The organism is Cellulomonas sp. P2_F12, from assembly GCF_056403775.1.
In genome coordinates this window covers 65174-88247 of sequence record NZ_JBFUEV010000013.1, presented here as the reverse complement: position 1 = coordinate 88247, position 23074 = coordinate 65174, and the positions used below count along the sequence as shown (strand labels likewise).

Below are 23074 nucleotides of genomic sequence, written 5' to 3'. Positions count from 1 at the left end.
CCGAGGAGAACGAGTTGTCCCCCCAGCGCTCGCCCCGTACGCGAATCGCCGCCCTCGCCGCGGCCACCGCCGTCATCGCCTCCCTGTCCGTGACCGCGTGCTCCAGCGGCACCCCGCAGGGCGCCGCCACCTTCGACCCCGAGGCAAAGACGACCATCACGTGGTGGACCGGCCAGGCCGACCAGGCCGAGACGATCCTCGAGGGTCTGGCCAAGGACTTCGAGGAGCTGCACCCGAACGTCACGGTCGACATCTCGTCGGGCGCACCGTCCACCGACGAGCTGCTGCAGAAGCTGTCCGCCGGCTTCGCCGGCAACACCTACCCCGACGTCTCCTACGCCTACGGCTCGTGGGCCAGCGAGCTGCAGGCCTCCAAGCGCACGCTCGACATCACCGAGCAGGTCACGGACCCGGACGTGAAGTGGGACGAGTTCCCCGAGGCGGCCCGGCAGACCGCCCAGCCCGGCGGCGGCACGACGATCGGCTTCCCGGCCGTCGTCGACAACCTGACCCTCATCTACAACAAGACGGTCTTCGACGCCGCCGGCGTGGACTACCCGACCGAGGACTGGACCTGGGACGACTTCCGGACCGCGGCCAAGAAGCTGACCGACCCGAGCACGAACACCTACGGCTACGGCTACTCGGTGTCGGGCTCGGAGGAGACCACCTGGCAGTTCTGGCCGCACCTGTGGCAGAACGGCGGCGAGATCCTGTCCGACGACCAGAAGACCGCGACCTTCGACTCGGACGCCGGCGTGACGTCCCTGACGCTGCTGCGCGACATGGCCGTCGACGACAAGTCGATCTACCTCGACCAGACCGACACCAAGGCGGCCGAGCTGTTCGCCAGCGACCGGATCGGCATGATCACGTCCGGCCCGTGGACCCTCTACGACCTGCAGACGGCCAAGACGTCGTACGGCGTCGTGCCCCTGCCCGGGACGGACGGCAACCACGAGAGCGTGTCCGGCCCGGACCTGTGGGTGCTGTTCGACCACAAGGACGCCAACCGCGCCCACTGGTCGTACGAGCTGACCAAGTGGCTGACGTCGGCGGAGCAGGACATCAAGTGGAACGTCGCGTACGGCAACCTGCCGCTGCGCTCGTCGGAGGCCCAGTCGCCCGAGTTCCTCGCGCAGGTGGAGGCGCTTCCGGGCCTCGACGTCATGGCCGCCAACATGGTCAACTCCAAGCACGCCCGGCCCACCGTCAAGGGCTACGTCAAGCTCTCCGAGGCGATCGGGTCGGCGATCTCCGAGGTGATGCAGGGTCAGGGCGAGCCGGCCGACGCGCTGACCGCAGCCGCCGCCACCGCGACGAAGGCGCTCGGAGGGTGACGATGGCGAGCACGACCGCCCCCGCCCGGCGACGCGGCGCGTTCCTGCCGCAGGCGCACGCGCCGCGCGCGGCGGTGACGCCGGGCCGCCGCAAGGAGCGTCGCCGGGCCGGGCTGCAGGGCTGGGGCTTCGTCGCCCCCGCGATGCTCATCGTGCTCGGCCTGTCGATCTTCCCCGCGGCCTGGGCGTTCTGGCTCTCGCTGCAGAGCTGGGACGGCTTCTCGACGCCGACGTGGGTGGGCCTCGGCAACTACCAGGCGATGGTGACCGACGCCGCCCTGCGCGACGCGGTCGGCCACACAATCCTCTACACCGCGCTCTTCGTGCCGTCGTCCGTGCTCATGGGCATGGCCCTGGCGATGCTGCTCAACCGCTCGCTGTTCCTCATCGGCTTCTACCGGACGGCGATCTTCCTGCCGTTCGTGGCCTCCGCCGCGGCTACCGGCATCCTCACGACGTACCTGTTCAACCCGCAGTTCGGCCTGGCCAACACGGTCCTGCGCGCCCTGCACCTTCCTCAGCAGGGCTGGCTCGAGGACCCCTCGCAGGCCATGGTCGTCATCACGCTCATGTCGCTGTGGGGGCAGGCCGCGTTCACCACCGTGATCTACCTGGCGGCCCTGCAGGACATCCCCGGAGAGCTGCTCGAGGCCGCCCGCATCGACGGGGCGAACCGGTGGCAGTCGTTCTGGCACGTGACGTTCCCGCAGCTGGCCCCCGTCACGGTGTTCGTCACGGTCTGGCAGGTCATCGAGGCCATCCAGCTGTTCGACCTCGTCTACACGACCACCCGCGGCGGCCCCCTCGACGCGACGCAGACGATCGTCTACTACCTGTGGCAGACGGCGTTCAAGAACCTGGAGTTCGGCTACGCCTCGGCGGTGGCCTACGGCCTGTTCGCGGTGACCCTGATCATCACGGGTGGCGTCGTCCTGTACTCCCGGCGCGCGAAGGTCGAGGCGTTCTGATGGCCGTCCAGATGCTGTCCCGCACACCGGTGCCCGACACGCCCGACGACATCCGGCTCACGCGCCGCGGCGGGCGCCGGCACTGGTGGTGGCACCTCCTGCTCGCCCCGGTCGCGTTCCTGTTCGCGCTGCCGTTCGTGCAGATGTTCCTCACGGCCCTGACGCCGGCGTCGGAGATCAACAAGTTCCCGCCCAAGCTGATCCCGTCGACCCTCACGCTCGACGGCTTCACCAAGCTGTTCGCCGACTCCGACATCCTGCGCTGGCTGCTCAACACGGTGATCGTCTCGACCGTCGGCGTCGCGTCGCACCTGGTCCTGTGCTCGCTCGCCGGGTACGGGTTCGCACGGCTGAAGTTCCCCGGCCGCACGTTCGGGTTCCTGGCCATCGTCGCGACGATCATGATCCCGACCCAGCTGCTCATGGTCCCGACGTACGTGATGTTCGCGAAGGTCGGCCTGATCGACACCCTCGGCGCCGCGATCGTCCCGTGGCTGGCCTCGGCGTTCGGCATCTTCCTCATGCGGCAGTTCTTCCTGTCGCTGCCCGCCGAGCTGGAGGAGGCCGCGGTGCTCGACGGCTGCTCCCGCCTCGCGGTGTTCTGGCGGGTGGTGCTCCCGCTGGCCAAGCCGGCGCTGGCGACCCTGGCGATCTTCACGCTGCTGGGCTCCTGGAACGACCTGGTCTGGCCGCTGATCGCGATCAACGACCCGAGCAGCTTCACGCTGCAGCTCGGCATCACCAACTTCCAGGGCGACCGCCGCACGGACTGGTCGCTGCTCATGGCGGGCAACGTCGTCGCGACCCTGCCGCTCATCGCGTTCTTCGTGATCGCGCAGAAGCAGTTCATCGCGACCATGACCTTCTCGGGGCTCAAGGGATGAGGGCCGTCCTCGTCGCCGGCGACGCCAACGTCGACCTCGTGCTCCGCGGCGACGTGGTCCCGCGGTTCGGGCAGGCCGAGCAGCTGGTCGACTCCGGCGAGCTGGTGCTGGGCGGCAGCGCGTCGATCGCGGCCTGCGGGATCGCGCGGCTGGGGGTGCCGACGTCGTTGGTCGCGCGAGTGGGCGACGACGCCTTCGGCCGGTTCCAGCTCGACGGGCTCGCCGCGGCCGGGGTCTCCACCACGCACGTCGTCGTCGACCCCGTCGTGCCCACCGGCCTGTCCGTGATCCTGTCCGCTCCCGACGACCGCGCGATCCTCACCGTGCCGGGCACCATCCCGACCCTGCGCGCGTCCGACGTCCGCACCGCGCTCGCGGCCACCGACGCGACCCACCTGCACGTCGCGTCGTACTTCCTGCAGCCGACCCTGGCGGCCGAGCTGCCTGGGCTCCTGGCCGAGGTCCGCGCCGCCGGAGTGACCGTCAGCCTCGACACCAACTGGGACCCCGCCGAGCAGTGGGCGGGCGTCCTCGAGCTCCTGCCGCACGTCGACGTGTTCCTCCCGAACCTCGCCGAGCTGCGCGCCCTCGGGTCCGGCGCCGACGTCGACATCGCCCGCGACCTGGCCCGTCGAGGACCCCGCGTGGTGGTCAAGGCGGGTGCCGACGGCGGGTGGTCCCTCGACGCCACCGGCGCGTTCTTCCAGGCCCCCGGACTGCCCGTCGACGTCGTCGACACCACCGGCGCGGGCGACAGCTTCGACGCCGGCTACCTCGCGGCCCTCGCGCACGGGGTCGCCGACGAGGCCGAGCGCCTCCGCTGGGCCGCCGCGGCAGGCTCGCTGTCGACGCTCGGCAGCGGCGGGACCGGGCGGCAGGCGTCCCTGGCGGACCTCGGGATCGCATGATCACGGCCGCCGCCGTCAGCCCGTCCCTCGACGTCACGTACCTGGTCGAGGAGCTGTCGGGCATCCAGCGGCCGCTCGAGGTGCACCGGGTGGCCGGCGGCAAGGCGCTCAACGCGGCCCGCGCGGCGGCGCTGCTGGGCTCGTCGGTCGCGGCCGTCGCGGTGCTCGGCGGGGGAACGGGGACGGTCGTCGCGGATCTTGCGCGGGCCGACGGGATCGACCTGCGGGTGGTCGACGGCGGCGAGCTGACCCGGACGTGCACGAGCGTGCACGCGCGGTCCGACGGCGGCCTCACGGAGATCTACGAGCACGCGACGCCGGTGTCCCGCGCGGTGTACGACGCGTTCCTCGATGCCCTCGTCGCGACCCTGCACGACCGCCCCGGCTGGTGCCTGGTGAGCGGCGGCTTCCCGGCGGGGCTGGGCCCCGACGCCCTGGGCGAGCTCGCGGCGCGCATCCCCGCCGGCACGCGCCTGGCCGTGGACAGCCACGGACCCGCGCTGCGTGGCCTGACGCGCGGCCCGGACCTGCTCAAGATCAACCGCGCCGAGGCGTGCGAGCTGCTCGAGGCGCCGCCGACGACCGCTCTCGCGGAGCTCGTCGAGGCGCTGCACGCCCGCACGGGCTCGCTGGTGGTCGTGACCGACGGCGTGGCCGGCCTGCGCGCCACCGACGGCACCCGCACCCTGGCAGCCGCGCTGCCGGGCGTGGTCGGTCAGTTCCCCGTCGGCAGCGGCGACTCGCTGCTCGGCGCGCTCGTCCACGCGCTCGACGAGGGCGTGGACCTGGCCGTCGCGCTGCGTCGCGCGACCGCCGCCGGGGCGGCCAACGCCCTCGAGCCGGGAGCTGCTCGCTTCGACCCGTCCGCCGTGGGGCGGCTCCTCGACCGTGTCATCGTCACCGACGGGACGGGTTAGGATTTCCGGCAGACCCCTCGTGCGGCGTCATCTCGCTGAACTCCCCCAGGGCCGGAAGGCAGCAAGGGCAGGTGAGCTCTGGCGGGTGTGCGAGGGGTCCTTTCATGCCCGCATGGCGAGCCGCGTGAACGTCTGGGCCACCCCGGCCTCCCGCTTCAGCCGCCGGACGAAGACGTCCAGCGCCGCGGGGTCCGGAACCACCGCGTGCAGCAGGTAGTCGTACGAGCCCGTCACGTGCACGGCGTCGAGCACCTGCGGGAACCCCTTCCTGGTGAGCGCGTCCGTGAAGTCCTCGTTCGAGGTCCCCTCGGCCAGCCGGACCTCGACGAACACCTCGAGCCCCGGCCCGGGCGCGGCACCGACCCCGCCGCGCACGATGGTGAACGCGCGGATCGTGCCGTCGGCGACCAGGCGGCCCACGCGGTTGGCGGCGGCGTTCGGGCTGAGCCCCACGCGTGCCCCGAGCTCGCTGTACGACAACCGCGCATCCGCGGTCAGCTCGCGGAGGATTGCGTCGTCGATGGCGTCCATCCGTCGATGATCGCAGTGCGACGAGGGATTCCGCAGATTGTTGTGGGCCCGGTCGGCGGTGTCGGCGAGCCTGGGCCGCATGACCACGGCGTTCGTCCTCGGGGTGCTGGCGGGCCTGTCCGTCGCCATGCCGGTCGGGCCGGTCGGCGTGCTGCTGCTGCGCAGCGGGCTGGTGGACGGCGTGCGCGTGGCCGTGGGGGCGGCCTGCGGCATCGCGACGGTGGACCTCGCGTACGCGGTGCTGGCGGTCGCGGTCGGCGCGCCGGTGAGCCGGGTGCTCGGCGAGCACGCCGGGCTCGTACGGGGGATCAGCGCCGGCGTGCTCGTCGCGGTCGGGCTGGTCGGCCTCGGCGCGGCCGCCCGGTCGTTGCGCCGGCAGGACCCGGCCGAACCCGCCGCGACCCCGGAGCCCGCCGGGACGTCGGCGCGGGCCTACTTGCGGTTCCTCGGGCTCACGGCCGTCAACCCGCTCACGGCCGTCACCTTCACCACGATCGCGGTCGGGCTCGCTGCGCAGGTCGGGGGAGCGGGCTCGGTCTCGGCGTTCGTCGTCGGGGTCGGCCTGGCCTCGCTCGCCTGGCAGCTGGTGCTCGCCGTGACCAGCGGCCTGCTCGGCCTGCGCGTCCCGCCGCGGGCGCGCACCTGGGTGTCGATGGCCGGCGCCGGGGTGGTCGTCCTCGCGGGCGTCGCTCTCGTGGTCTGACCGGGCTGCCGGGTCAGACGGGGGACGGACGTCCGTCCGCCTGCGGGTGCACACCCGCGCGCACGGAACGGGCCCACGGGTCGACGCGGGACGGGGCCTGCCACCGACAGCCTGGGAGCATGACCACCGCCTCGCCCCGCCTGTCCGCCCGCGGTCTCGTCAAGCGCTTCGGGCCGACGACCGCCCTCGCGGGGGTCGACATCGACCTCGCCGCCGGGGAGTCGCTCGCCGTGATGGGCCCGTCCGGGTCCGGCAAGTCGACCCTGCTGCACTGCCTGGCGGGCATCCTGCTGCCCGACTCCGGCACGGTCGCGCTCGACGGGCGGGAGGTCGGCCGGCTGTCCGACCGCGAGCGCTCGCTGCTGCGCCGGCAGCACTACGGGTTCGTGTTCCAGTTCGGGCAGCTGCTCTCGGAGCTGCCCGCCGTCGAGAACGTCGCCCTGCCCGCGATGTTGCTGGGCACATCCCGACGAGAGGCCACGGCGCTGGCCGGGCAGTGGCTCGGCTCCCTCGGGCTCGCGGGGATGGAGGGCCGACGACCGGGCGAGCTCTCGGGCGGCCAGGCCCAGCGGGTCGCGGTCGCGCGCGCCCTGATCACCGGCCCGGCGGTCGTGTTCGCCGACGAGCCCACGGGCGCCCTCGACCAGTCGACCGGGCACGACGTCATGCAGCTGCTCACGCAGACGACGAAGGCCGCCGGCGCCTCGCTCGTCGTCGTGACCCACGACGCCGAGGTGGCCGGCTGGTGCGACCGCCGCATCGAGGTGCGCGACGGGCTCGTCGTCGGCGCGGCGGCGCCCGCCGAGGTCGCCCGATGAACGCCGTCGTCGCCCTCGCTCCCCGGTTCCAGCGCGCCGGCGGCCGCGACGCCCGGGTCACCACCGGCCTCGCGATCACCGCGTTCACGGTGACGACCGGGCTCACGCTCAGCGTCGTCGGCGGCCTGCTGGGCTTCGCCGCCCGCGCCGCGCTGCCGGTCCCGCCCGGCCAGAACGACGTCCGGAGCCTGTACCTCACCCTCGCGTGGATCGCCGTGGTGCTGCTCGTGGTCCCGTTGGTGACGCTCGGTGGCGCCGCCGCCCGGCTCGGCGTGGCCCGTCGCGACGCCCGGCTCGCCACCCTGCGACTGCTCGGCGCGACGCCCCGGGAGGTCGTCGGGCTCACGGTGACCGAGACCGCCTGGCAGGGGCTGGTCGGGGCCGTGCTCGGCATCCTGCTCTACCTGGCGCTGCTGCCCGTCTGCGCGCTGCTGCCGTTCCAGGGCACCACCTTCAGCATGGCCGAGCTGTGGGTCGGCTGGCAGGGGTTCGCGATCACGCTGGTCGCGGTCCCGCTGCTGGCGGCGCTGTCCGGGGCCGTCTCGCTGCGGCGCGTGAGCGTGTCGCCGCTCGGGGTCGCGCGGCGCGAGACCCCCAAGGGCATGACGTGGCTCCGGCTGGTGATCGCCGCCGTCGGCATCGGCACCTTCATGGTGGTCAGCGCCGGCGCCGGTGCCCTCGGCGCTGCCGCGGCGGGCGCGCTGGTCGGTGCGCTGGCGGTCGGCTTCGCCACCCTGAACGCGGTCGGACCCTGGGTGCTCGGGCTCGTCGGCAAGGTCTCGTTGAGGCGCGCGACGACGCCCGCCCGCCTGCTCGCCGCCCGTCGGCTGCTCGACGACCCGAAGGCTGCCTGGCGCGTGGTCGGCGGGCTCGGGCTCGCGGGGTTCGTCGCCGGGGCGCTCGCCGTCCTGCCGGCGATCACGGCCGTCGACACCTCGGCGGACCCGGAGGGCGCCGTGCTCATGGACGACCTGGTCACCGGGGCGATGGTGACCCTCGTCGTGGCGTTCCTGCTCGCTGCTGTGTCCGCGGGCATCGCGCAGGCCGCCGGGGTGCTGGACCGGCGCCGCGAGATCGCCCTGCAGAACCTGGCCGGCACCCCCGTCGAGCTGCTCGACGCGGTCCGGCGGCGGACCGTGCTGGTGCCGCTGCTGTTCGTCGCGGTCGGCTCGGCCGTGGCCGCCCTGGTCATGTTCTTCCCGCTGTTCGGGCTGGCCGTGTTCACCTCTCCGCAGGGCGTCCTGCTGCTCGTCGCGTTCCTGACCGGCGGGTGCGCGCTGGTGTTCGCGGCGACGGAGACCTCGCGGCCGCTGCTCCGGTCGGTGCTAGCGGACACGGTGGTCCGCGCCGACTGAGTGAGGCTGAGGAGTCCGGGCGCGGACTGTCGGCACGGGCGTCTAGGGTTCGTGGCGTGACGACAGCCCTGTACCGCCGCTACCGGCCGGAGAACTTCGCCGAGGTGATCGGCCAGGACCACGTCACGGCACCCCTGCGGCAGGCGCTGCGCAGCGGTCAGGTCAACCACGCGTACCTCTTCTCCGGCCCGCGCGGCTGCGGCAAGACGACGTCCGCGCGCATCCTGGCCCGCATCCTCAACTGTGCGCAGAACACCGAGGAGAACCCCACCGACACCCCGTGCGGCGTCTGCCCGTCGTGCGTGGAGCTGGCGCGCGGGGGACCGGGCAGCCTCGACGTCGTGGAGATCGACGCGGCCAGCCACGGCGGTGTCGACGACGCCCGCGAGCTGCGCGAGCGCGCCACGTTCGCGCCCGCGCGCGACCGGTACAAGGTCTTCATCCTCGACGAGGCGCACATGGTCTCGAACCAGGGCTTCAACGCGCTGCTCAAGATCGTCGAGGAGCCGCCGCCGCACATCAAGTTCATCTTCGCGACGACCGAGCCGGACAAGGTCATCGGCACCATCCGCTCGCGCACGCACCACTACCCGTTCCGGCTGGTGCCGCCCGACGTCCTCGTGCCCTACCTCCAGCAGCTCTGCGACAGCGAGGGCGTGCCGGTGGCGTCCGGCGTGCTGCCGCTGGTGGTCCGGGCGGGCGGCGGGTCGGTCCGGGACACCCTGTCGGTGCTCGACCAGCTGATCGCCGGGTCCGGCGGCGGGGAGCTCGGGTACGAGGGCGCCGCGGCGCTGCTCGGGTACACGCAGGCCTCCCTGCTCGACGACCTGGTCGAGGCCGTCGCCGCCCGCGACGGCGCGTCCGCGTTCCGCGTGGTCGAGCGCGTCATCTCCACAGGCCACGAGCCCCGGCGGTTCGTCGAGGACCTGCTCGAGCGGCTGCGGGACCTCATCGTCATCGCCGCGTCCGGTGACGCCGCCGACGCCGCCCTGCGCGACGTCCCCACCGACCAGCTCCACCGCATGCGCCTTCAGGCCCGCCACCTCGGGCCGTCCGAGCTGTCCCGCTCGGCCGACCTCTGCAACGCCGCCCTCACCGAGATGACCGGTGCGACGTCCCCGCGCCTGCACCTCGAGCTGCTCATGGCCCGCCTGCTGCTGCCCGCGGCCGAGGACACGCGCACCGGCATCGGCGCGCGGCTCGACCGGCTCGAGCGCGGGCTCCCGGCCGACGGCGGCCCGGGTGTGCGCGTGCCGACGCACGCGGCACCCGCAGCCGAGGCGGCCGCCGCTCCTACTGCTCCCGCACCGGTTGCCGCGGCTCCGTCGCCGGCCGCACCGGCCCCAGTTGCCGCGCCGAGCGCTCCGGCCCCGGCGGTCGAGCCTGACGCGTCCCGGCCGGTCGCCGCGGCCCCGGCATCGGGCGGCCCAGCGGCTACGCCGACGTCCGACGTGGCCGACGGGCCCGCCGAGAACTCCGACCGCCCGGCGACGGACACCGCGGAGCCCACACCCGCCGCCGACCCCGCTCCGGCTGCCGCGGCGGCCACACCCGCTGCAACCGCGCCGACCTCCCCGGCGGCGTCGACCCCCGCACCGGCTCCGGCGGATGCCGCGCCCGCCGCACCCGCACCCGCACCCGCACCCGTCGCCCAGCCTCCGGCCGCCCCCGCGCCGACCCCCGGTCGCTCCACCGGTGGTCCGGACACGGAGGTGCTCCGCCGTCGCTGGCCCGAGGTGCTGGAGACCGTCAAGGGCTTGCGCCGCGTGACCTGGGCGCTCATCGACCCACGGAACGCGCAGGTGGCCGAGCTCGACGCGACGACCCTGCGCATCGCCTTCGACAACCCGGCCCTGGCCACGACGTTCCGCAACGGCGCTCACGCGGACGTCGTCGCCCGGGCGGTGCGCGAGACCCTGGGCTTCGACGTCCGGGTCGAGGGGATCCTCGCCGAGCAGGCGTCGGCGGCGCAGTCCGCACCGGCTCCGTCGGCCGCGCCGACGCCCAAGGGCTCCCCGGACGACCGCGCCAACCCGCGCGCCGTCACGCCGGCCGAGGCGGCGGCGTCGTGGGACGACGAGCCCCCGGCCGTCGAACCCCCGCACGACGAGCCCGGTGAGCCGGGCGAGGCCGCCCCGCCCCCGCCGGACCTGGCCCACGAGCCGCCGCCCAGCGTGCCCGGCACCGCCCGGGAGCGCGGCATGGCTGCGGCCCGCGAGTCGGCGTCGCGCGTGATCCCGGGCGTGCCGGACGAGCCGTCGCCGGACGACCCCGACATCACCACGTCGAGCCTCATGGGCGCGCCCCTGGTCGCGCAGATGCTCGGCGGCACGGTCATCGACGAGCAGCTGGACGACGGCACGTCGTGAGCGCGCCGCGTCGGCCGGGTGCGCACCGACCGGGTCGCACGCCGTGACCGCCGAGATGCGCGGCGCCCTCCACCACCTGGAGATCTGGGTCGCCGACCTCCCGACCGCCGAGCAGAGCTGGGGCTGGCTGCTCACGCACCTGGGATACGAGGTGCGCGACCGCTGGCCGGACGGCGCGAGCTGGGGCCGGGCGTCGGGACCGTACGTGGTGCTCGAGTCGGGGCCCGACGTGGCGTCGACGCCCCACGACCGGCTGCGGCCGGGGCTGAACCACCTCGCGTTCCACGCGGGCACCCGCGCGGAGCTCGACGCGCTCGTGGCGTCGGCACCGCAGCACGGCTGGTCGCTGCTGTTCGCGGACCGGCACCCGTACGCGGGCGGCCCCGACCACTACGCGGCCTACCTGGAGGACGGCGAGGGCTTCGAGGTCGAGCTGGTCGCGGCGGGCAGCCCCGCACCGGGCAGCCCCGCACCGGAGAGCCCGACGTCCGAGAACCCCGCCGCCGGCAGCCCCGCACCGGGCGGCCCCGCGGCCGCGACCCCGTAGGCTGGCGGTCGTGTACGAAGGCGCGGTCCAGGACCTGATCGACGAGCTCGGGCGGCTGCCCGGGGTCGGTCCCAAGAGCGCCCAGCGCATCGCGTTCCACATCCTCTCGGCGGACCCGGCGGACGTGCGACGGCTGGCCGACGCGCTCACCGAGGTCAAGCTCCGCGTCCGGTTCTGCGAGATCTGCGGCAACGTCGCGCAGGAGCCGCAGTGCCGCATCTGCCGCGACCCGCGCCGCTCGCCGCTGACCATCTGCGTGGTCGAGGAGCCCAAGGACGTCGTCGCCATCGAGCGCACCCGCGAGTTCCGCGGCAAGTACCACGTGCTCGGCGGGGCCATCAACCCGATCGCGGGCGTCGGCCCGGACGACCTGCGCATCGCGCCGCTGATGACCCGGCTGGCGGACGGCACGGTCACCGAGGTCATCCTGGCCACGGACCCGAACGTCGAGGGCGAGGCCACGGCCACCTACCTGGCCCGCCTGCTGGTGCCGATGGGCCTGACGGTCAGCCGGCTCGCCTCGGGGCTGCCGGTGGGTGGGGACCTGGAGTACGCCGACGAGGTCACGCTCGGGCGGGCGTTCGAGGGCCGTCGACGGATCAGCGCGTAGGGGGCTGCACATGAGCACACCGGCCGACGCGGACCTCCGCGACATCGCCAGCGCGGTCGCGACCGAGGCCCGCAGCTACCTGACGACGATCACCGAGGTGGCGTCGGGCGCCAACCCGGACGCGTCGCTGCCCCTGCTCCTGCTCGCGGTCAGCGACATGCTGGCCGCCGGCGCCCGGCTCGGCGCGACCACCGACGTGGTCCCCGCGGAGCGCTTCGAGCCGGACCTCGGCCCCGACCCCGACGTCGAGCCGCTGCGCGCCAACCTGGCCAACGTGTTCGAGGGCATCGACGAGTACGCCGAGGTGGTCGACCCGCTGCTGGGCATCGACGTCCAGCCCGCGAGCGTGTCGGGCGACCTCGTCGCGATCGCCGGCGCGCTGGCCCAGGGCCTGCGGCACTACGAGACCGGCGGCGTGCTCGAGGCCCTGTGGTGGTGGCAGTTCTCGTACCTGTCGGACTGGGGCGAGCGCGCCTCGAGCGTGCTGCGCACCCTGCAGACGATGCTCGCGCACCTGCGGCTCGACGTGGAGGACGACGTCGCCGCCGAGGCGGAGTACGACGCCCTGCAGCCCTGACCTCACCAGGCGACGCGAAGGCACAGCCGCCGAGGCGGAGTACGACGCCCTGCAGCCCTGACCTCACCAGGCGACGCGAAGGCACAGCCGCCGAGGCGGAGGACGACGCCCTGCAGCCCTGATCGCCCGTGACGGTCTGGGTCAGGCGACCCGCGTCCCGCGGGCGAGCTTGCGCGTCGGGACCCGGAGCCGGCGGACGGCGACCACGAACCCGGCGGCGCCCAGCAGCACGTTGACGGCGAGCCCCCAGGGCCACACGGGTGCGTGCGACACGGTGCTCGGGTCCGCGCCGCTGGAGTCCTCGACCCAGCACTCCTGCAGCGGGATCTGCGGCCCGGCGCGCAGCTCACGGACGCCGTCGCGGATGGCGCCCAGCGGGTCGTTGTTGTTGGGCGACTGGGAGTCGTACTCCGCCGTCCCGGCCGCGTCGGCGACGACGACGAACGGGTTGAGGCCGAGCAGCCACCACGTGCGCTCGGTGTGCGCGACGGACCGCTCCTGCGTCTGGACCGTGCAGTCCACGGTGGGCGAGCCGTCCCAGTCGGGCGGCACCGTGTATACCTCGACCTGCTGCGTCGTCGAGATCGACGGGTACGTGACGCCGAACATCACGAGCGTCAGCAGGGTCAGGCCGGCGACCGTGAGGAACGTCAGCACCGTGGAGCCGGCGGAGCGGGTGGTCAGGGCGGAGAAGCCGAGACCGATCCCGCAGACCGCCGCGAGGATGACCGCGACGACGATCACGACCCGCAGCAGCGACGTCCCGGGGGTCCCGCCCAGCGCCAGCGCGATCGCGAAGAACGGCAGGCTCGCGACGAGGAAGGCGCACGCGGCCGCCCACGCGGCGAGCAGCTTGCCGGTCGCGATCTCCGCGGGCGTCAGCAGCGTGACCTGCAGGGTGGCGAGCGTTCCGGCGTTGCGGTCACCGTTGATGCCGGTCGACGCGAGGGTCGGCGTGACCAGCAGGCCGAGTCCCAGCACCAGGAACGTCACCGCGCCGAACAGCAGGGGTCCCTGCGAACCCGCGGGGGTCGAGTCGCCGGAGGCCAAGGTGCGCAGGGCGCCGGACGTGAGCAGCGTGATGCCGCCGACGACGACGAACCACACGATCAGCGCCACGACCCACCGCGTGGACCGCACCCGCTGCCGCAGCTCGAGGACGGCGACCGTGCGGACGCCGTGCCAGGTCAGCCCCCACGTCGTCGACCGGGGGGACCGCGGTGGCGTCGTCGACGGCTCGTGGTCGAGCTCGACCTCGGACAGCGTCATCGCCGCTCCTCCTCGAGGGTCAGGTAGGCCTGTTCGAGCGCCCCGCCGGCGGGCACCAGGGACACGAGGGGTACGCCTGCGGCGACGGCGTCGCGGACCAGGCGCGCGGCGCCCTCCTCGCCGTCGACCTCGAGCAGCACGCCGCCCGCGCCGGTGGGCGAGACGGGTGCGTCGTCGGCCTGCCAGGCCGCGCCCGCGCTGGTGAGCCACGTGGTGAGGGCCTCGAGCGAGAGCGCGCGGACGTGCCAGGTCCGGGTCGGCGAGGCGTCGGCGACCGGGACGACCGTGCGGCCCTTCGACAGGAAGACCGCGTCGTCGGCCATCTCGTCCAGCTCGGAGAGCACGTGGCTGGAGACGAGCACGGTGCGGCCCTCGTCGGCCAGCCGGCGCAGCAGGATCCGCAGGTCGACCCGCGAACGGGGGTCGAGGCCGCTCGCCGGCTCGTCGAGCAGCAGCACCGACGGGTCGTGCACGAGGGCGCGGGCCAGGCCGAGCCGCTGCTTCTGCCCGCGGGACAGGACGGAGGCCGGGCGGTCCGCGTACTCGGAGAGGTGCACGGTGGCCAGCAGCTCCGTCGCGCGCCGGGCCGCGGTCGCCGGGGCCAGCCGGTACGCGGCGGCGAAGGTCAGCAGGACCTCGCGCGCGGTCAGCGAGTCCCAGGTGCCGAACGTGTCGGGCATCCAGCCCGTGCGGGCCCGGGCGGCCGCGCCGTGCGTGACGGGGTCGTGCCCGGCGACCGTCACCGACCCCGAGTCCGGCACCAGGAGCCCGGCGAGCACCAGCAGCAGGGTGGTCTTGCCCGAGCCGTTGGGGCCGACGAGCGCGGTCACCGCTCCGGCGCGGGCGGTCAGCTCGACGCCGTCCAGGGCCTTGATCGGCCCGAACGCCCGGTGCAGGCCGCGCGCGACGATGCCGTCGCCCGGTGCGGCAGGAGGCGGGGGTGTGGTCGCGGTGTCGTCATCGACGGTGCTCGACATGGCGTCACCGTAGGGCCGGGCCGGGCATCGGCGGGCAGGTTCGGGCCTCCGGGTCTGTGCGGATGCTGTGCAGGCTGAGCGGCCGTGATCCGGCATCTGAAACTCCCTGCCCACCTGCTGGGCACGGCCGTACACTCGCCCGGTCCTGTCCCGAGCCCGCGAAAGAGCTCTCCCGTGGCCCTGATCGTGCAGAAGTACGGCGGTTCCTCCGTCGCCGACGCCAGCAGCATCAAGCGCGTCGCGAAGCGGGTGGCCGAGGCGAAGCGCGCCGGCCACGACGTCGTCGTCGTCGTGAGCGCCATGGGCGACACCACGGACGAGCTCATCGACCTGGCCAAGCAGGTGACGCCGCTCCCGCCGCAGCGCGAGATGGACATCCTGCTGACGGCCGGCGAGCGCATCTCGATGTCGCTGCTGGCCATGGCGATCCACAACCTCGGGGTCGAGGCCAAGTCGTTCACGGGCCAGCAGGCCGGCGTGATCACCGACGAGGCGTACGGCAAGGCGCGGATCATCGACGTCACGCCCAGCCGCATCCGCGACACGGTCGCGCGGGGGTCGGTCGCCATCGTCGCCGGCTTCCAGGGCGTCAACCCGTCGACCAACGACGTGACGACGCTCGGCCGCGGCGGCTCGGACACCACGGCGGTCGCGCTCGCGGCGGCGCTCAAGGCGGACGTCTGCGAGATCTACACCGACGTCGACGGCGTGTTCACCGCCGACCCGCGCATCGTGCCGAACGCCCGCAAGCTCGACCGGGTCAGCTACGACGAGATGCTCGAGCTCGCGGCCAGCGGCGCCAAGGTGCTCGTGCTGCGCTGCGTCGAGTACGCCCGGCGCTACGGGGTACCGATCCACGTGCGTTCGTCGTTCAGCACACACAAGGGCACGCTGGTGACCGACCAGCCTGCAGACGAGGGAGAGACCGTGGAGCAGCCGATCATCGCCGGCGTCGCGCACGACCGCAGCGAGGCCAAGATCACGGTCGTCGGCGTCCCGGACGTGCCGGGCAAGGCCGCGCGCATCTTCGAGGTCGTCGCCGGTGCCGGCGTCAACATCGACATGATCGTGCAGAACGTCTCGGTCGCGGCGACGGGCCTGACGGACATCTCCTTCACGCTCCCGGCGACGGACGGCGCGGCCGGCACGGCGGCCCTGACCGAGCACCAGCCCGACATCGGGTTCGCGTCGCTGCAGTACGACGACACCATCGGCAAGCTCTCGCTCATCGGCGCGGGCATGAAGTCGCACCCCGGCGTCTCCGCGCGGTTCTTCGCCGCGCTGTCGGACGCCGGCATCAACATCGAGATGATCTCGACGTCGGAGATCCGGATCTCCGTGGTCACGCGCGCGGACTCGTTGGACGACGCCGTCCGCGCGGTGCACACGGCGTTCGACCTGGACTCCACGGAAGACGAGGCCGTCGTGTACGGCGGGACGGGACGGTAGGGCCATGGGACTGAACATCGCGGTGGTCGGCGCGACCGGCCAGGTCGGCGGCGTCATGCGCCGCCTGCTCGAGGAGCGCGACTTCCCCGTCGCCTCGATCCGCTACTTCGCGTCCGCGCGCTCCGCCGGCACGACCCTGCCGTGGAAGGGCACGGACGTCGTGGTGGAGGACGTCGAGACCGAGGACCTCTCCGGCATCGACGTCGCCCTCTTCTCCGCGGGCGGCGCGGCCTCGAAGGTCCACGCCCCGCGGTTCGCCGCCGCGGGCGCGCTCGTCATCGACAACTCGTCGGCCTGGCGTCGCGACCCCGAGGTCCCGCTCATCGTCTCCGAGGTGAACCCCGGCGCCCTGGCCGACGCCGTCAAGGGCATCATCGCCAACCCGAACTGCACCACCATGGCCGCGATGCCGGTGCTCAAGGTCCTGCACGACGAGGCCGGTCTGAAGCGGCTGGTCGTGTCCACGTACCAGGCCGTCTCCGGCTCGGGCCTGGCGGGGGCCGACGAGCTCGACAGCCAGATCCGCGCCGCGGTCACGCAGGACACGCTCGCGCTGGTCCACGACGGGTCCGCCGTCACGCTGCCCGCGCCCGTGAAGTACGTCGCGCCGATCGCATTCGACGTCATCCCGCTGGCGGGGAACCTGGTGGACGACGGCTCCTTCGAGACCGACGAGGAGCAGAAGCTCCGCCACGAGTCGCGCAAGATCCTCGACCTCCCCGGCCTGCTGGTCTCGGGCACGTGCGTGCGCGTCCCGGTGTTCACGGGCCACTCGCTGTCGATCAACGCGGAGTTCGAGCGGGCCCTGTCGCCGGAGCGCGCCGCCGATCTGCTGGCACACGCCCCCGGCGTCCAGCTGACCGACGTCCCGACGCCCCTGCAGGCCGCCGGGCAGGACCCGTCGTTCGTCGGCCGCCTGCGCCAGGACGAGGGCGTCGAGGGCGGGCGGGGCCTCGCGCTGTTCATCAGCAATGACAACCTCCGCAAGGGTGCCGCGCTGAACGCGGTCCAGATCGCCGAGCTGGTGGCGGCCGAGCGCCTCACCACCGTCTGACACCACCCGCAACGTCCGAGCATCTATGGGTCCCCACCCCTAGGTGCTCGGACGTTGCTGTCTGTCTGGGCAGTCCCGGCGACCGGATCTGCGGGCGCCCGATGGGAGGGGGTTGCCTTCGCGGTGGTTCTGTGGTTAGTTGGTCAGGTAATGAACCGCTGAACGTGAGGAGGATGCGTCGTGTTCGACGGGCGTGACCCCCTCTACGTGCAGATCGCGGACCAGATCCGTGACGACGTCATGTCGGGGGCCCTCCGGGCGGAGGAGCAGGTCATGTCCACCACGCAGTACGCCACGACGTTCCGGATCAACCCGGCGACCGCCGCCAAGGCGTTCACCGAGCTGGTCGACGAGGGCGTCCTCTACAAGCGCCGCGGCATCGGCATGTTCGTCGCCGAGGGTGCCCGCGAGCGGCTGCTGGCCGAGCGGCGCGCCAGCTTCTTCGTCGACGTCCTGGACCCGGTGCTGGCGCAGGCCCGGGTGCTCGGCATCGGGGTCGACGAGATCGTCCGACGGATCCAGGAGGGACCCCGATGAGCGGCTTCGGAGTCGAGCTGCGCGACCTCACGGCCCGGTACGGGTCGACGACGGCGCTGGACGCGGTGACCTTCACCCTGCGTCCGGGCGTCATCACGGGGCTGCTCGGACGCAACGGCTCGGGCAAGACCACGGCACTGTCCCTGATCGCCGCGTTCCGGCGCCGGACCTCGGGGGTGCTGCTGGTCGACGGGGAGGACCCCTGGGAGAACGAACGGGTGATGGCGGGCACCTGCCTGGTCCGGGAGAGCGGCGACGTGATTCTCGACCGGCCCCTCGCGGAGACGTTGAGCTTCGTCGCGGACCGCCGGCCGCACTTCGACCATGAGCTCGCGGGCTCGCTGCTCGACACGTTCGAGCTCGACCCGACGCGCCAGCCCCGTCGCCTCTCCCGCGGCAAGCGGTCGGCCTTCGGCGTCGTGCTCGGCATCGCGACGCGGGCGCCGCTGACGCTGCTCGACGAGGTACACCTGGGCATGGACGCGCCGTCGCGGTACGCGTTCTACGACGCCCTGCTGGCCGACTGGGTGGAGCACCCGCGCACGATCGTGCTGTCCAGCCACCTGATCGGCGAGGTCGAGCGCCTGCTCGAGGACGTCGTCGTCCTCGATCGCGGGTCGGTGCTCACCGTCGCCGACGCGGACGCGCTGCGCTCGAGCGGGTTCACCGTGACCGGCCCGGCGGAGTCCGTCGCGGCGTTCGCCGCGGGCCGTGAGGTCGTCGCCCGCCGTGAGCTGGGCCGCACCGCGCAGGTGACCCTCGTCGGTTCGCGGCCGGACGACGAGCAGCGGGCGGCCGCGGCCGGCCTCGAGCTCGGTGCGGTGGCCCTGCAGGACCTGTTCGTGCACCTGACCGAGCGAGCGACCACGGAGGCTGCGCGATGAGCATCGACCTGCCCGCGGCACCGACCCGGAGCACCGTCACCGCGACGGCCCGGTGGCTGCTGAGGGTCCACCTGTATCTCGCGGCCTGGTTCTGGAGCATCGCGGTCGTGGTGCTGGCCCTGGTGATCGGGGTGATCGACCGCCTCGGCACCCCCGGGACCAGCGTCGTCGCCTTCAGTCAGCAGGGGGCGCTGTGGTTCCCGTTCGCCGTGTTCATCGGACTCACGGCGGCGTACCTGCCCGTGCACGTGGCCACGGGGCTGACCCGCCGGTCGCTGTCGCTGGGTGCGCTGATCGCGGCTGTGGCCACCGGGTTGGTCTACGGCCTCGTGTTCGGCGGCCTGCTGCTGGTCGAGCGCGCGGTGTTCGGGGCGATGGGCTGGGAGTGGAGGATCCTCGACGGCTTCTCGCCGGACTCGTCGAGCGCCCTCGACTCCTTCGTCGCCAACACCCTGATCTTCGTCGTCGCCTACGTCTCCGGCCTGCTGGTCGGCATGTCCTACCAGCGGCTCGGCGGGTGGTGGGGGACGCTCGCACTGCCGCTGACGGCGGGCCCGGTCCTCCTGGTCTCGGCGCTGTTCGCGCAGAACGCGGGCCCGGTCTCCACCGCCGCCTGGTTCGACGGCTCGCGGCCCCTGCTCGTCGCCACCGTGGCGGCCGTCCTGATCGTGGCCGCGATGGCTCTCGCGTTCGACCGCCTCACGCGCGGCGTGGCCGTGCCGACGCGGGCCTCCTGACCCACCGGGCCTCCTGACGCACCACCCGCAACGTCCGAGCATCCACGGGTCCGGACCCGTAGTTGCGCGGACCTTGCTGTCAGGTGGCCGCGGCAGCCCGTGGTCGCGCTCCCATCGAATCGTTTAGGAGTCTGGACGCTCCCTGTGCGCGGAACGACAGTTGCTGCCGACCGGACCGCCGCACGCCCGGAGACCCGCACAGGAGCGGGCTGCCCCGGCGCCGACGGTCAGTTCCTTCGTGCACCTCCGTCACCGCTCCCGCGCGCCCGCGTGCGGGGCGCCGGGCCGTGCCCGCGACGCAGCGGGGGCGTGCCCGACAGCCAGAAAGGTACGAATGATGTCCTCATCGACCCGACGGCGATCTGCCTGGGTGGCCACCGCCACCCTGAGCGCAGCATCGCTCCTGGCCATCTGCGGGATGCAACCCGCCATGGCCGCGACCGGGGCGGCAGCGTTGCCCGCCACGGTCACCGTCCCCGCGGCCGCCCCGCTGGCCGCCGCCGTCCCCGACGGCGAGTACACCCAGCGCTTCCTCACGATGTACAACAAGATCAAGGACCCCGCGAACGGCTACTTCAGCGCGCAGGGCATCCCCTACCACTCGGTCGAGACCCTCATCGTCGAGGCCCCCGACTACGGCCACGAGACCACGTCGGAGGCCTACTCGTACTGGCTGTGGCTCGAGGCGCTGTACGGGCAGGTGACCCAGGACTGGGCGCCGCTGAACCACGCGTGGGACACGCTCGAGAAGTACATGATCCCGACCAGCGCGGACCAGCCGACCAACTCGTTCTACAACCCGAGCAGCCCGGCGACGTACGCCGCGGAGTTCAACAACCCGAACCAGTACCCGTCGCAGCTCAACAGCGGCGTCACCTCCGGCCAGGACCCGATCGGCGCGGAGCTGAAGTCGACGTACGGCACGTCGGACATCTACGCGATGCACTGGCTCGCCGACGTCGACAACAAGTACGGGTTCGGCGCCACCCCGGGGGCGGGCTGCGAGCTCGGCCCGACGGCGACCGGCACGTCCTACATCAACACCTTCCAGCGCGGCCCGCAGGAGTCGGTCTGGGAGACGGTCCCGCAGCCGTCGTGCGAGGAGTTCAAGTACGGCGGCACCAACGGCTTCCTCGACCTGTTCACCAAGGACTCGTCGTACGCCAAGCAGTGGAAGTACACCGACGCGCCGGACGCCGACGCGCGCTCGATCGAGGCCGTGTACTGGGCCAACCAGTGGGCGACCGCGCAGGGCAAGCAGGCCGACGTGGCCGGCACGGTGGCCAAGGCCGCCAAGATGGGCGACTACCTGCGGTACGCGCTCTTCGACAAGTACTTCAAGACCATCGGCTGCACCTCGCCGTCGTGCCCCGCGGGGTCCGGCAAGAGCAGCGAGCACTACCTGCTGTCCTGGTACTACGCCTGGGGCGGCGCCAACGACTCGTCGGCCGGCTGGGCCTGGCGCATCGGGTCGTCGCACGCGCACTTCGGGTACCAGAACCCGCTCGCGGCCTGGGTGCTGTCGACGGACGCGGCGCTGACGCCGAAGTCGCCGACGGCCAAGACGGACTGGGGCACGTCGCTGACGCGGCAGCTCGAGTTCTACACGTGGCTCCAGTCGCCCGAGGGCGGCATCGCCGGTGGCGCGACGAACAGCTGGGACGGCGCCTACGCGACGCCCCCGGCCGGGACGCCGACGTTCTACGGCATGGCGTACACCGAGGCCCCGGTCTACAACGACCCGCCGTCGAACCAGTGGTTCGGCATGCAGGCGTGGGGCATGCAGCGCGTCGCGGAGCTGTACTACGCGTCGGGCAACCCGCAGGCGAAGGCCATCCTCGACAAGTGGGCACCGTGGGCCGCGGCCAACATCTCGGTCAGCGGCAGCACCTGGTCCATCCCGTCGGAGCTGACCTGGACCGGCAAGCCGGACACCTGGAACTCGGCCAACCCGGGCGCCAACACGGGCCTCAAGGTCGCCATCAAGAGCACCGGCCAGGACGTCGGTGTCGCGGGTGACCTGTCCCGCACGCTGCTCTTCTACGCGGCCAAGTCGGGCAACACGGCCATCCAGGCCAAGGTGAAGTCGTTGCTCGACGCCATCTGGGCCTCGAACCAGGACCCGCTGGGCGTCTCGGCGCCGGAGACCCGCACGGACTTCGCGCGGTTCGACGACCCGTACGTCGCGGGCGGCAACGGCGTCTACATCCCCGCCGGCTGGACCGGCACGATGCCGAACAGGGACGTCATCAAGCCGGGCGTGAGCTTCCTCGACATCCGCTCCTGGTACAAGACGGACCCGCAGTGGTCCAAGGTCCAGGCGTACCTGAACGGCGGCGCCGCGCCGACGTTCAGCTTCCACCGGTTCTGGGCCCAGACGGCCGTCGCCGGTGCCATGGCCGACTACGACCGGCTGTTCCCGTCGACGACCCCGGCCGACACGACCGCGCCGAGCGTCCCGACGGGCCCGCTGGCCGGCACCACGACCGCGACGTCGGCCACGATCTCGTGGACGGCCTCGACGGACAACACGGGTGGCTCCGGCGTCGCCGGCTACGACATCTACCGCGGCACGACGAAGGTCGGCAGCTCGACCACCACGTCGTTCACGGAGACCGGGCTGACGGCCTCGACCGCGTACTCGTACACGGTCCGGGCACGCGACGTCGCCGGCAACGTGTCGGCCTCGTCGTCGGCCCTGTCGGTCACCACGAAGGCCACGCCGACCGACACGACCGCGCCGAGCGTCCCCACGGGCCTCGCCGCGAGCGCGGTCACCCAGAACAGCCTCACGCTGTCCTGGACGGCGTCGACCGACAACACGGGCGGGTCCGGCCTGGCCGGGTACGACGTGTACCGGGGCACGACGAAGGTCGGCTCCACCACGACGACGTCGTACTCCGACACCGGCCTCACGGCGGCGACGGCGTACTCCTACACGGTCCGGGCGAAGGACGTGGCGGGCAACGTCTCCGCGGCGTCGTCCGCCCTGTCGGTGACGACGTCGCCGGCCACCACGGTCGACACGATCGCCCCGTCGGTGCCCTCGGGCCTCGTCGCGACGACCGTCACGGAGACCAGTGTCGCCCTCACGTGGACGGCGTCCACGGACACGGGTGGCTCGGGCCTCGCCGGGTACGACGTGTACCGGGGCACGACGAAGGTCGGCTCGCCGACCACCGCGTCGTACACCGACAGCGGCCTCACGGCGGCGACGGCGTACCAGTACACCGTCCGGGCACGGGACGTCGCGGGGAACATCTCCGCCGCGTCGTCGGCCCTCTCGGTGACGACGAAGACCGCGACCACCACCAGCTCCTGCAAGGTGGCCTACACCGCCAGCAGCTGGAACACGGGCTTCACGGCCTCCGTCAAGGTGACCAACACCGGCACCACGGCGATCAACGGCTGGACCCTCGGGTTCTCGTTCGCCAACGGCCAGAAGGTCACGCAGGGCTGGAGCGCCGACTGGTCCCAGACCGGCACGGCGGTCACCGCGAAGAACGCCGCGTGGAACGGGACCCTGGCCGCCGGCCAGAGCACCGACATCGGGTTCAACGGCTCCCACACGGGGACCAACACCAACCCGACGGCGTTCACCCTGAACGGCGCCACCTGCACGATCGGCTAGTCGCACCCA

21 protein-coding genes and 1 other RNA gene are annotated in these 23074 nt (G+C 73.0%); 19 read left to right on the top strand and 3 right to left on the bottom strand.

The genetic code is table 11. The features are described 5' to 3' along the window. Positions 1–14 precede the first annotated feature (14 nt). From AC1DWH_RS19985 to ffs, 6 genes are all read left to right on the top strand, one after another. Complete coding sequence (locus AC1DWH_RS19985) at positions 15–1340, top strand: ABC transporter substrate-binding protein (RefSeq protein WP_477095125.1); 1326 nt, start codon at positions 15–17, stop codon at positions 1338–1340. A 2-nt stretch (positions 1341–1342) separates the two neighbouring features. Then, positions 1343–2308 (top strand): carbohydrate ABC transporter permease, encoded by a 966-nt coding sequence (locus AC1DWH_RS19980; RefSeq protein ID WP_477095124.1) that lies wholly within the window; start codon positions 1343–1345, stop codon positions 2306–2308. Further along, positions 2308–3192, top strand: coding sequence for a carbohydrate ABC transporter permease (locus tag AC1DWH_RS19975; protein ID WP_456846807.1), 885 nt, complete (start codon positions 2308–2310; stop codon positions 3190–3192). The genes AC1DWH_RS19980 and AC1DWH_RS19975 overlap by 1 nt, the downstream gene beginning before the upstream one ends. Continuing rightward, positions 3189–4100 carry a carbohydrate kinase family protein gene (locus AC1DWH_RS19970; RefSeq protein WP_477095123.1) on the top strand — a complete coding sequence of 304 codons (912 nt, stop codon included), beginning with the start codon at positions 3189–3191 and terminating at the stop codon, positions 4098–4100. The genes AC1DWH_RS19975 and AC1DWH_RS19970 overlap by 4 nt, the downstream gene beginning before the upstream one ends. Next, complete coding sequence (locus tag AC1DWH_RS19965) at positions 4097–5017, top strand: PfkB family carbohydrate kinase (RefSeq protein ID WP_477095122.1); 921 nt, start codon at positions 4097–4099, stop codon at positions 5015–5017. Before AC1DWH_RS19970 ends, AC1DWH_RS19965 begins: the two co-directional genes overlap by 4 nt. A gap of 8 nt (positions 5018–5025) precedes the next feature. Continuing rightward, an RNA gene (gene ffs / locus AC1DWH_RS19960) (signal recognition particle sRNA small type) lies at positions 5026–5122 on the top strand. Here the strand turns inward: ffs and AC1DWH_RS19955 are convergent. Further along, the gene (locus tag AC1DWH_RS19955) at positions 5120–5548 is read right to left on the bottom strand and encodes an Lrp/AsnC family transcriptional regulator (protein WP_477095121.1); all 429 of its coding nucleotides are present in this window, start codon (positions 5546–5548) and stop codon (positions 5120–5122) included. The genes ffs and AC1DWH_RS19955 overlap by 3 nt on opposite strands. A gap of 79 nt (positions 5549–5627) precedes the next feature. Here AC1DWH_RS19955 and AC1DWH_RS19950 point away from each other — a divergent pair, with 79 nt between their 5' ends. The 7 genes from AC1DWH_RS19950 to AC1DWH_RS19920 all read left to right on the top strand — a co-directional run bounded on the left by AC1DWH_RS19950 (position 5628) and on the right by AC1DWH_RS19920 (position 12527). Beyond that, the gene (locus tag AC1DWH_RS19950) at positions 5628–6251 is read left to right on the top strand and encodes a LysE family transporter (protein WP_477095120.1); all 624 of its coding nucleotides are present in this window, start codon (positions 5628–5630) and stop codon (positions 6249–6251) included. A 119-nt stretch (positions 6252–6370) separates the two neighbouring features. Further along, positions 6371–7069: an ABC transporter ATP-binding protein gene (locus tag AC1DWH_RS19945; protein WP_477095119.1), complete on the top strand. Its 699-nt coding sequence runs from the start codon at positions 6371–6373 to the stop codon at positions 7067–7069. Beyond that, positions 7066–8424 carry an FtsX-like permease family protein gene (locus AC1DWH_RS19940; RefSeq protein ID WP_477095118.1) on the top strand — a complete coding sequence of 453 codons (1359 nt, stop codon included), beginning with the start codon at positions 7066–7068 and terminating at the stop codon, positions 8422–8424. Before AC1DWH_RS19945 ends, AC1DWH_RS19940 begins: the two co-directional genes overlap by 4 nt. A gap of 56 nt (positions 8425–8480) precedes the next feature. Then, positions 8481–10793, top strand: coding sequence for a DNA polymerase III subunit gamma and tau (locus tag AC1DWH_RS19935; protein ID WP_477095117.1), 2313 nt, complete (start codon positions 8481–8483; stop codon positions 10791–10793). Between the two features lie 43 nt (positions 10794–10836). After that, positions 10837–11340, top strand: coding sequence for a VOC family protein (locus AC1DWH_RS19930; RefSeq protein WP_477095116.1), 504 nt, complete (start codon positions 10837–10839; stop codon positions 11338–11340). Between the two features lie 10 nt (positions 11341–11350). Continuing rightward, entirely contained in the window at positions 11351–11950 is a 600-nt protein-coding gene (gene recR, locus AC1DWH_RS19925; RefSeq protein WP_456845146.1) for a recombination mediator RecR, read from the top strand. Between the two features lie 10 nt (positions 11951–11960). Continuing rightward, positions 11961–12527 carry a DUF5063 domain-containing protein gene (locus AC1DWH_RS19920; protein WP_456845145.1) on the top strand — a complete coding sequence of 189 codons (567 nt, stop codon included), beginning with the start codon at positions 11961–11963 and terminating at the stop codon, positions 12525–12527. 141 nt (positions 12528–12668) lie between these two features. On the opposite strand, the gene AC1DWH_RS19915 is transcribed toward AC1DWH_RS19920, so the two are convergent. Continuing rightward, positions 12669–13796 carry an ABC transporter permease gene (locus tag AC1DWH_RS19915; protein ID WP_477095115.1) on the bottom strand — a complete coding sequence of 376 codons (1128 nt, stop codon included), beginning with the start codon at positions 13794–13796 and terminating at the stop codon, positions 12669–12671. After that, a complete protein-coding gene (locus AC1DWH_RS19910; RefSeq protein WP_477095114.1) occupies positions 13793–14773 on the bottom strand; it encodes an ABC transporter ATP-binding protein in 981 nt (326 codons plus the stop codon). The genes AC1DWH_RS19915 and AC1DWH_RS19910 overlap by 4 nt, the downstream gene beginning before the upstream one ends. 174 nt (positions 14774–14947) lie before the next feature. Here AC1DWH_RS19910 and AC1DWH_RS19905 point away from each other — a divergent pair, with 174 nt between their 5' ends. The 6 genes from AC1DWH_RS19905 (at position 14948) to AC1DWH_RS19880 (ending at position 23065) form a co-directional block, all read left to right on the top strand. Then, positions 14948–16222, top strand: a complete 1275-nt coding sequence (locus tag AC1DWH_RS19905; RefSeq protein ID WP_456845142.1) for an aspartate kinase — start codon at positions 14948–14950, stop codon at positions 16220–16222. Between the two features lie 4 nt (positions 16223–16226). Beyond that, a complete protein-coding gene (locus AC1DWH_RS19900) occupies positions 16227–17276 on the top strand; it encodes an aspartate-semialdehyde dehydrogenase (RefSeq protein WP_477095113.1) in 1050 nt (349 codons plus the stop codon). A 180-nt stretch (positions 17277–17456) separates the two neighbouring features. After that, positions 17457–17813, top strand: coding sequence for a GntR family transcriptional regulator (locus AC1DWH_RS19895; protein WP_456845140.1), 357 nt, complete (start codon positions 17457–17459; stop codon positions 17811–17813). Then, a complete protein-coding gene (locus AC1DWH_RS19890; protein WP_477095112.1) occupies positions 17810–18697 on the top strand; it encodes an ATP-binding cassette domain-containing protein in 888 nt (295 codons plus the stop codon). Before AC1DWH_RS19895 ends, AC1DWH_RS19890 begins: the two co-directional genes overlap by 4 nt. Then, on the top strand, positions 18694–19434 hold the full coding sequence (locus AC1DWH_RS19885; protein ID WP_477095111.1) for a hypothetical protein: 741 nt from the start codon (positions 18694–18696) through the stop codon (positions 19432–19434). The genes AC1DWH_RS19890 and AC1DWH_RS19885 overlap by 4 nt, the downstream gene beginning before the upstream one ends. A gap of 337 nt (positions 19435–19771) precedes the next feature. Further along, a complete protein-coding gene (locus AC1DWH_RS19880; protein WP_477095110.1) occupies positions 19772–23065 on the top strand; it encodes a glycoside hydrolase family 48 protein in 3294 nt (1097 codons plus the stop codon). The last annotated feature ends 9 nt before the right edge of the window (positions 23066–23074 follow it).

Bases quoted from the DNA above. Each gene is read 5' to 3' on its own strand.
- AC1DWH_RS19980 (WP_477095124.1), top strand. From the start codon at position 1,343: ATGGCGAGCACGACCGCCCCCGCCCGGCGACGCGGCGCGTTCCTGCCG.
- AC1DWH_RS19975 (WP_456846807.1), top strand. From the start codon at position 2,308: ATGGCCGTCCAGATGCTGTCCCGCACACCGGTGCCCGACACGCCCGAC.
- AC1DWH_RS19970 (WP_477095123.1), top strand. From the start codon at position 3,189: ATGAGGGCCGTCCTCGTCGCCGGCGACGCCAACGTCGACCTCGTGCTC.
- AC1DWH_RS19965 (WP_477095122.1), top strand. From the start codon at position 4,097: ATGATCACGGCCGCCGCCGTCAGCCCGTCCCTCGACGTCACGTACCTG.
- AC1DWH_RS19955 (WP_477095121.1), bottom strand. From the start codon at position 5,548: ATGGACGCCATCGACGACGCAATCCTCCGCGAGCTGACCGCGGATGCG.
- AC1DWH_RS19950 (WP_477095120.1), top strand. From the start codon at position 5,628: ATGACCACGGCGTTCGTCCTCGGGGTGCTGGCGGGCCTGTCCGTCGCC.
- AC1DWH_RS19945 (WP_477095119.1), top strand. From the start codon at position 6,371: ATGACCACCGCCTCGCCCCGCCTGTCCGCCCGCGGTCTCGTCAAGCGC.
- AC1DWH_RS19940 (WP_477095118.1), top strand. From the start codon at position 7,066: ATGAACGCCGTCGTCGCCCTCGCTCCCCGGTTCCAGCGCGCCGGCGGC.
- AC1DWH_RS19920 (WP_456845145.1), top strand. From the start codon at position 11,961: ATGAGCACACCGGCCGACGCGGACCTCCGCGACATCGCCAGCGCGGTC.
- AC1DWH_RS19915 (WP_477095115.1), bottom strand. From the start codon at position 13,796: ATGACGCTGTCCGAGGTCGAGCTCGACCACGAGCCGTCGACGACGCCA.
- AC1DWH_RS19910 (WP_477095114.1), bottom strand. From the start codon at position 14,773: ATGTCGAGCACCGTCGATGACGACACCGCGACCACACCCCCGCCTCCT.
- AC1DWH_RS19900 (WP_477095113.1), top strand. From the start codon at position 16,227: ATGGGACTGAACATCGCGGTGGTCGGCGCGACCGGCCAGGTCGGCGGC.
- AC1DWH_RS19890 (WP_477095112.1), top strand. From the start codon at position 17,810: ATGAGCGGCTTCGGAGTCGAGCTGCGCGACCTCACGGCCCGGTACGGG.
- AC1DWH_RS19885 (WP_477095111.1), top strand. From the start codon at position 18,694: ATGAGCATCGACCTGCCCGCGGCACCGACCCGGAGCACCGTCACCGCG.
- AC1DWH_RS19880 (WP_477095110.1), top strand. From the start codon at position 19,772: ATGTCCTCATCGACCCGACGGCGATCTGCCTGGGTGGCCACCGCCACC.